The sequence below is a fragment of the Actinomycetota bacterium genome, assembly GCA_036280995.1.
GTDB lineage: Bacteria > Actinomycetota > CALGFH01 > CALGFH01 > CALGFH01 > CALGFH01.
In genome coordinates this window covers 1-7,561 of record DASUPQ010000420.1, presented here as the reverse complement: position 1 = coordinate 7,561, position 7,561 = coordinate 1, and the positions used below count along the sequence as shown (strand labels likewise).

Here is a 7,561-nt window from a genome sequence, read left to right as displayed (position 1 = left end):
GTCTCCAGCCCGGCCATGATCTTCAGCACCGTCGACTTGCCGGCGCCGTTGGGCCCGACCACGCCGATCTTGGCCCCGGGCAGGAAGGCCAGGGTGACGTCGTCGAGGATCAGCTTGTCCTGGTGCGCCTTGCGCACCCGCCGCATGACGTAGATGTACTTGGTCACGCCGGGCATTCTACGAGCCGGCCGCCGAAATCCGGCGGGAACCGCTGATACTGCATTCGACGTTCGGCTGAACTGGGCCGGAATGTCAACCACGAGGAGGCGCGATGCACCCGGCCCTTGAGCAGGTCGACTGGGAGCGGGAGGGCGAGGCGGTGGTGGAGCTGCTGCGGTCGCTGCTGCGGTTCGACACCACCAACCCACCGGGGAACGAGGCCGAGTGCGTGGCCTTCCTGGCCGACACCCTGCGCGGGGCCGGGGTCGAGCCGGAGGTGCTGTCGCCGGCCAGAGGCCGAGCCAACCTGGTCGCCCGCCTACCCGGCGGCGACGGGGGAGCGGCCCCGCTGCTGCTCAACGGCCACGTCGACGTGGTCGCGGCCGAGGCCGGGCGCTGGCGGCACCCGCCGTTCGCGGGTGAGGTCCACGACGGCGCCATCTGGGGGCGGGGCGCGGTCGACATGAAGCAGATGGTGGCCATGAGCGTGGCCACCGTGGGGCTGCTGGCCCGGCTCGGGCTGCCCCTGCGGCGCGACCTCAAGCTGGCCGCGGTGGCCGACGAGGAGGCCGGCTGCGCGGCCGGCAGCGCCTGGCTGGTCGACCACCACCCCGACAAGGTCCGGGCCGGGCACGCCCTCGGGGAGGTCGGCGGGGCCACCTTCTACCTGGGCGGGCGGGCCTTCTATCCGGTCCAGGTGGCCGAGAAGGGCATCGCCTGGCTGCGGGCGGTGGCCAGCGGCGCCACCGGCCACGGCAGCATCCCCCGCGACGACAACGCCGTGGTCCGGCTGTCGGAGTTCCTGGCCAGGGTCGGGCGGCGGCGGCTGCCCCTGCACGCCTCGCCCGAGGTCCGCCGCTTCCTGGAGGCGCTGGCCTCCCTGCAGGGGCGGGCCGGCCGGGCCGCGCTGCCGCTGCTGCTGCACCCCCGCTGGTCGAACCTGGTCCTGCGGCGCGGGCTTCGCGACCCCGGGCTGGCCCGGCTGCTCAGCGCGCTGCTGCGCAACACGGCCAGCCCGACCGTGGTCCACGCCGGCGGCAAGGTCAACGTCATCCCCGGCCGGGCCGAGGCCGAGCTGGACGGCCGCATCGCCGTCGGCTCCAGCGAGGCCGAGCTGCTGGCCGAGCTGCGGGCCCTGGCCGGCCCGGACATCGAGCTGGAGCTGCTGGGGCCGAGCCGCCCGCCGACGGTCACCCCGCCCGGCGACCGGCTGTTCGACCTGCTGGCCGAGGTGGTGGCCGAGCACCACCCGGGCGCGGTCGCCGTGCCGACGGTCACCCCCGGGTTCACCGACGCCAAGTTCTGGTCCCAGCTGGGCACGGCCTGCTACGGGTTCGCCCCGGTCCGCCTGGAGCCGGCCGATCCCGACTTCGCGGCCATGTTCCACGGCGACGACGAGCGCGTCCCGGTGGCCGGTCTCAAGGCCGGCCTGCGGATGCTGGCCGACACCGTCGCCCGCCACTGCTGCGCCTAGACGCTACTTCTGGGAGAGGAGCGACCCATGAGCGAACGCGCCACCGCCAGCTTCGACATCACCACCTGGGACGAGCAGCCCTACGACGAGCGCGACGGCGTCAAGCTGTCCCGGACCAGGGTGGCCAAGGTCTTCCGGGGCGAGATCGAGGGGGAGAGCACGGCCGAGCTGCTGATGGCCCTGGCCGGCGAGGACTCGGCCGCCTACGTCGGGGTCGAGCGGGTCACCGGCCGGGTCAACGGCCGCCAGGGGAGCTTCGTGTACCTGCACACGGCCACCGCGGCCGGCGGCGCCCAGTCGGCCGCCTGGCCGGTGATGGCGGGGTCGGGCAGCGGCGAGCTGGCCGGGATCCGCGGTCAGATCCGGATCGACATCCTGCCCGACGGCGGGCACGTGTTCACCCTGGACTACGAGCTCGGTTGACCGGGCCGGTTCATCATGGCGTGGGCGGCCATCTGGAGGTACTCGAGCAGGGGCGCGGCCAGCTCGGGTGGCAGCTCCAGGTCCTCGACGGCGGCGGTCATGTGGCGCAGCCAGGCGTCGCGCTCGGCCGGCCCGATGGCAAAGGGCGCGTGGCGCATGCGCAGCGCCGGGTGACCGCGGCGGTCGCTGTAGGTGTGGGGGCCGCCCCAGTACTGCATCAGGAACAGGCGCAGCCGCTCCTCGGCCCCGGACAGGTCCTCCTCGGGGTAGATGGGCCGCAGGACCGGGTCGGTGGCCACCCGCCGGTAGAAGCCGGCGACCAGCCGCCGGAAGGCCGGCTCGCCGCCGACCGCGTCGTAGAAGGTCGTCGCCTGGGTCATGGTTCCATGATGCCGGCTCCGGCGGTCGCCTGGCCGCCGTACGTGGCGAGTAGGTAGAAGATGACGATCCGGAGAAATCGGGGGATGCGCGCACCATCTATGACTGGTTATCTTTAGCTATGTGGTCAGCCCCCCCGTTGGTTCCATTCGAGGAGCTGCAGCGCAGCTTCGCCGCCCGGTACCCGGCGAGCGACCCGCTCGACCTCGGGGAGGGCACGGTGGTGGTGCTCCCCAGCCTGAGCTTCCCAACGGCCGAGCTGCGCAAGATCGTCGGCATCGGCTACTACGAGGAACGGCTGCTGTTCCTGCTGCTGCTGCTGCGCCAGCCCGGGGTCAAGGTCGTGTACCTGACCTCGATGCCGGTCGAGGAGGCGGTGGTCGACTACTACCTGAGCTTCCTGCCCGACCCGGCGGGGGCGCGGTCGCGGCTGCACATGCTGGCCGCCGGCGACCCCGCCCCCCGGTCGCTCACGGCCAAGCTGCTGGACCGGCCCGAGCTGCTGGACCGGGTGCGGGAGCTGTGCGACGGCCCGGGCGGGGCGTTCGTGCAGCCCTTCAACGTCACCCCCAGCGAGCAGGAGCTGTCGGCGCGGCTCGGGCTGCCCCTGTACGGGCCGCCGGCGGCCCTGGCCGGCCTCGGCTCCAAGACCGGCTCGCGCCGGGTCGCCCGGCTGGCCGACGTGGCGGTGCTGGACGGGGCCGAGGACCTGCGCTCGGTCGAGGCGGTGGAGGCGGAGGCCCGCCGGCTGCGCCGCCGGGGCGTGCCGCCGGTCGGGGCGGTCGTCATCAAGCTCAACGACGGCTTCTCCGGCCAGGGCAACGCCGTGGTCGACCTGGCCGGCCTCAACGGCTCGCTGCTGGACTCGCCGGTGGTGTTCTGCGCCGAGGAGGAGTCGTGGCCGTCGTTCGCGGCCAAGATCGCCGAGGGCGGCGCCGTCGTGGAGGAGCTGCTGGACGTCCCCGGCATGGTCTCCCCGAGCGTGCAGCTGCGGGTCCTGCCCGGCGGGACGCCGCTGGTCCTGTCCACCCACAGCCAGGTCCTGGGCGGCCCCAACCGCCAGGTCTACCTGGGCTGCCGCTTCCCGGCCGACGAGGCCTACCGGGGGGAGATCAAGGCCGCGGCCGAGCGGGTGGGCCGGGTCCTGGCCGCCCGCGGGGTCATCGGCTACTTCGGGATCGACTTCTTCGTCGTGCCCGGGGGGGGAAGGGAGCGGGTGTTCCTGTCCGAGATCAACCTCCGCGTCGGCGGCACCACCCACCCGTTCGGCATGGCCAAGCTGGTCACCGACGGGCGCTACGACGCCGCCGACGGGCACCTGGTGGCGGCCGGGCAGGCCAAGGCGTACCTGGCCACCGACAACCTCAAGGCGGCGTCGCTGGTCGGCTGCCAGCCCCAGGAGGTGATCGACCGGGTCGACCGCCTCGGGCTCGGCTACGACCCCCGCCGCCGCACCGGCACCACCCTGCACCTGCTGGGGGCGCTCCGCGAGTACGGCAAGATGGGCGTGACCTGCATCGGCGACACCGAGGACGAGGCCAGGCAGCGCTACCGCGCGGTGGTCGCGGCCCTCACCTGAGCTCCGCTGTTTCGCCTGGCCCCGGGGTGCTAGCGTAGCCGTCCCAGCAGCCGAGCCCGAGGAGGACGGCCATGACCGACACCACGCGTGTCGAGGACGAGGACATCGTCACCACCTGGCGCGAGGACGCCAAGGGTGCCGGCTCGGCGCCGACGGCCACCGTGGCCGACCCCCAGGACGCCGACGGCACCGACGGTGACGGCACCGACGGGACCGACGGCGACAGCGGCGACGGCGACAGCGACGGCAGCGACGGCGACAGCGCCGACGGCACCGATGGCGACAGCGTCGACCAGTAGCAACCCCGCGATCGAGCGCTGCGCCGGCGACCCGGCGGCGTTCGTCCGCGACCACTGGGCCAAGGCCCCGCTGCTGCGGCGCGGGGCCGGGCCCGACGGGTTCGACGATCTGCTGTCCCTTGACGACGTCGACCGCCTGCTGTCGACCACCTCGCCCAGGACCCCAGCGTTCCGGATGGTCAAGGACGGCAAGCCGCTGCCGCCGTCGGCCTACACCAGGTCCGGCCGGATGGGCTCGGTGCCCCTGACCGACCTGGCCGACCCGGGCAGGATCTTCGACCAGTTCCACGGCGGGGCCACCATCGTGCTCCAGAGCCTGCAGCGCTGGTGGCCGCCGCTGACCGCCTTCTCCCGCCAGCTGGAGCTCTTCCTCACCCACCCGGTCCAGGTCAACGCCTACCTGACCCCGCCGTCCTCGCGCGGCCTTGGCGTCCACCACGACACCCACGACGTGTTCGTCCTCCAGGTCCACGGGCGCAAGCTGTGGCAGGTCTGGGACGCGGCCGTGCCGTTCCCGCTGGCCCACCACAAGAAGCTGCCCCCCGGGGCCGAGTCGCCGACCGAGGCCCCCCAGGTCGACGCCGAGCTCGCCCCCGGCGACTGCCTGTACGTGCCCCGCGGGTTCCGCCACGCGGCCCGGACGGCCGAGACGGCCTCGCTCCACCTGACCGTCGGCATGCTCACCCGCAACTGGAACGACCTGCTGCGCGAGGTGGTCGAGCTGGCCACCGAGGAGGCCTGGTTCCGGGAGAGCCTGCCCGTCGGGTTCGCCAACGACCCGGCCGTCCTGGAGGACAGCCTGGCCGACCGGGTGGCCGAGCTGCGCCGCTTCCTGGACAAGGTCGACCTGGGCCGGGTCGCCGACGGGGCCGCCCGGCGCTTCTGGGCCAACCGGCCCCCGTCCCTCCAGGGCCAGCTGCGCCAGCTGCTCACCCTGGACGAGCTGGACGACGCCACCGAGGTCCGGCGCCGCCCCGGCACCACCTGCCGGCTGCGGGTCACCGGCGACCGGCTGGAGCTGCTGCTGGGCGACCGCACTCTGACCATGCCGGCCCACCTGGGACCGGCCGTGCGCCAGCTCGTCGAGGCCGACCGCTGCACCGCGGCGGAGCTCCCCGGACCCCTGGACGGGCCGAGCCGGCTGGTGCTGGTCCGCCGGCTGGTCCGGGAGGGGCTGCTGCAGCCGACGGCCGTTGGCTGAGGCGCTCCCCTGCGCGACCCTGTCGCGGGCCCTCACCGAGCCGCAGTACGGCACCGCCTCCCGGGTCCGGGGCTGGGTGCTGCTGGAACAGGCCGGGCCGTGGGGCCGGGAGGCGGTCACCGAGAGCCGGCTCGACCGCGACCTGGCCCGCGCCCTGGACCGGTCGGCGACCGCCGCCCACCTGCGCCTGCTGCTGATCCGCCGGCCGGCCGCCCGGGCGACCGACCAGCCCCGGGCCTGCTTCGTCGCCCACACCAGCCGCCGCGACCGCTGGCTGGAGCGGCGCCTGCTCGACGACCCGGCCGAGCTGCTGGAGCTGGACATGGCCAGGGTGGTCGCGGGCGAGCGGCCCGGCTTCGGCGAGGAGGCCACCGAGCCCGTCTACCTGGTCTGCACCAACGGCCGCCACGACCGCTGCTGCGCCACCTACGGGCGCCCGCTGGCCCTGGCCCTGGCGGCCAGCCACGGCGACCTGGTCTGGGAGAGCTCGCATGTCGGCGGGGACCGGTTCGCCGGCAACCTGGTCTGCCTGCCCGGCGGCCACTACTTCGGCCGGGTCGGTCCCGCCGACGCCGACCGGGTGGTGGCCCTGCACCGCAAGGGGAGCATCGACCTCGACCACTACCGGGGCTGCTGCGTCGACCCGACCGTGGTCCAGGCGGCCGAGTGGTTCGTGCGCCGCCGCACCGGGCTGCTCGGCACCGGCGACCTCGACCTGCTGGGCCGCGACCGGCTGGAGGACGGCCTGGAGGCGGTCCGGTTCCGCCGCCCCGGCGGGGGCGCCCTGCGGGTCCTGCTCCGGGTCAGCCGGACCGCCGACCCGCGGCCGCTCACCTGCCACAGCCTCCGGGCCGAGCCCCCGCACGTGTTCGACCTGCTCGAGCTGGCCGCCGAGCCGGCGCCCTAGCGGCTCAGGCGGCCTCGTCGGCGACGCTCGGCTGCACGGTGCGGCCGATCCGGTGGCGGGTGCGGCGGTCGAGCCAGCGGGCCAGGAACGACAGCGAGGCGTTGACGGCGATGTAGACGACCGCGATGGCCGTGTAGATGGGGATGGAGTAGCGGCCGCCGAGGAACTCCACCGCCCCGCGGCCGTTGCGCAGCAGCTCGGCGTAGCCGATCACGAACCCCAGCGAGGTGTCCTTGAGCAGGGTGACCAGCTGGCTGATGAGGGCCGGCAGCATCAGCCGGACCGCCTGGGGGATCAGGATGAGCTGCAGCGTCTGGCCGCGGCGGAGACCGATCGAGTAGGCGGCCTCGGTCTGCCCCTTGGGCAGCGACAGGATCCCGGCCCGGAAGATCTCCCCGAGCACGGCGCTGTTGTAGAGGGTGAGGCCGGCCACCAGGGCCCAGAACACCGAGATGGTGACCCCGACCGCCGGCAGGCCCAGGAACAGGAACAGGATCAGCAGCAGCAGGGGCAGGCCGCGGAACAGCTCGACCCAGGCGCCGGCCGGCTTGGCGATCCAGGCCCGCCGCGACAGTCGCCCGATGGCCAGCACGGCCCCCACGACCAGGGCCAGGACCATCGCGATCGCGGCGGCCTGGAGGGTGGCGACCAGGCCGCGCAGGATCAGCCGCTGCACCGCGCTCTGGGTGAGGACCCGCCACAGCTCGGGGTCGAGGCCGCCCTTGGCGGCCAGGCGGGCCACCGCCGCCCCGAGCACGACCGCCACCAGCAGCACCCCGGCCACGCTGCCGACCAGGATGCGGCGCCGCCCTCGCGGCCCGACGGTGTCGTAGAGGACGGCTTCGCTCACCGGAGGCTCCTCATCGCAGGACCGCCACCCGGCGCTCCAGCCGCCCGGCCAGCCACCCCGACGGCAGGGTCAGGACCAGGTAGCAGACGGCCACCCCGGCCAGGATCGGGATCACCGCGTCGCCGTTGGCGTTGGCCAGCCGGGTGCCGATGGCGGTCAGCTCGACCACGGCGAAGGCGGCCGCGATCGAGCTGTTCTTGATCAGGGCGATGACCACGTTGATGAGCGGCGGGATCACTGTCCGGATGGCCTGGGGCAGGACCACCAGCTGGAGCGACTGGCCGAAGGTGA

The 7,561-nt window shown here is 74.2% G+C and carries 10 protein-coding genes; 6 read left to right on the top strand and 4 right to left on the bottom strand.

Going from position 1 to position 7,561, the window contains the following annotated elements:
• Positions 1-167, bottom strand: a 167-nt coding sequence (locus VF468_13895; GenBank protein HEX5879384.1) for an ATP-binding cassette domain-containing protein, incomplete at its 3' end; no start/stop codon positions are given.
• Positions 168-271: 104 nt separating this feature from the next.
• Here VF468_13895 and VF468_13890 point away from each other — a divergent pair.
• Entirely contained in the window at positions 272-1,633 is a 1,362-nt protein-coding gene (locus VF468_13890; GenBank protein HEX5879383.1) for a M20/M25/M40 family metallo-hydrolase, read from the top strand.
• 27 nt (positions 1,634-1,660) lie between these two features.
• Positions 1,661-2,056: a DUF3224 domain-containing protein gene (locus VF468_13885; protein HEX5879382.1), complete on the top strand. Its 396-nt coding sequence runs from the start codon at positions 1,661-1,663 to the stop codon at positions 2,054-2,056.
• Here VF468_13885 and VF468_13880 read toward each other — a convergent pair.
• Positions 2,041-2,436 carry a globin gene (locus VF468_13880; protein HEX5879381.1) on the bottom strand — a complete coding sequence of 132 codons (396 nt, stop codon included), beginning with the start codon at positions 2,434-2,436 and terminating at the stop codon, positions 2,041-2,043. The two genes, VF468_13885 and VF468_13880, sit on opposite strands and share 16 nt — an antisense overlap.
• Positions 2,437-2,573: 137 nt before the next feature.
• Between VF468_13880 and VF468_13875 the strand changes: the two genes are divergently transcribed.
• From VF468_13875 to VF468_13860, 4 genes are all read left to right on the top strand, one after another.
• Positions 2,574-4,013: a peptide ligase PGM1-related protein gene (locus VF468_13875; GenBank protein ID HEX5879380.1), complete on the top strand. Its 1,440-nt coding sequence runs from the start codon at positions 2,574-2,576 to the stop codon at positions 4,011-4,013.
• Between the two features lie 71 nt (positions 4,014-4,084).
• Positions 4,085-4,312, top strand: a complete 228-nt coding sequence (locus VF468_13870) for a hypothetical protein (protein ID HEX5879379.1) — start codon at positions 4,085-4,087, stop codon at positions 4,310-4,312.
• Positions 4,290-5,513, top strand: a complete 1,224-nt coding sequence (locus VF468_13865; GenBank protein HEX5879378.1) for a cupin domain-containing protein — start codon at positions 4,290-4,292, stop codon at positions 5,511-5,513. The genes VF468_13870 and VF468_13865 overlap by 23 nt, the downstream gene beginning before the upstream one ends.
• Positions 5,506-6,420: a sucrase ferredoxin gene (locus VF468_13860; protein HEX5879377.1), complete on the top strand. Its 915-nt coding sequence runs from the start codon at positions 5,506-5,508 to the stop codon at positions 6,418-6,420. The genes VF468_13865 and VF468_13860 overlap by 8 nt, the downstream gene beginning before the upstream one ends.
• A 4-nt stretch (positions 6,421-6,424) precedes the next feature.
• On the opposite strand, the gene VF468_13855 is transcribed toward VF468_13860, so the two are convergent.
• The gene (locus VF468_13855) at positions 6,425-7,270 is read right to left on the bottom strand and encodes an amino acid ABC transporter permease (GenBank protein ID HEX5879376.1); all 846 of its coding nucleotides are present in this window, start codon (positions 7,268-7,270) and stop codon (positions 6,425-6,427) included.
• Between the two features lie 10 nt (positions 7,271-7,280).
• A partial coding sequence (locus tag VF468_13850) for an ABC transporter permease subunit (GenBank protein HEX5879375.1) occupies positions 7,281-7,561 on the bottom strand: 281 nt, incomplete at its 5' end.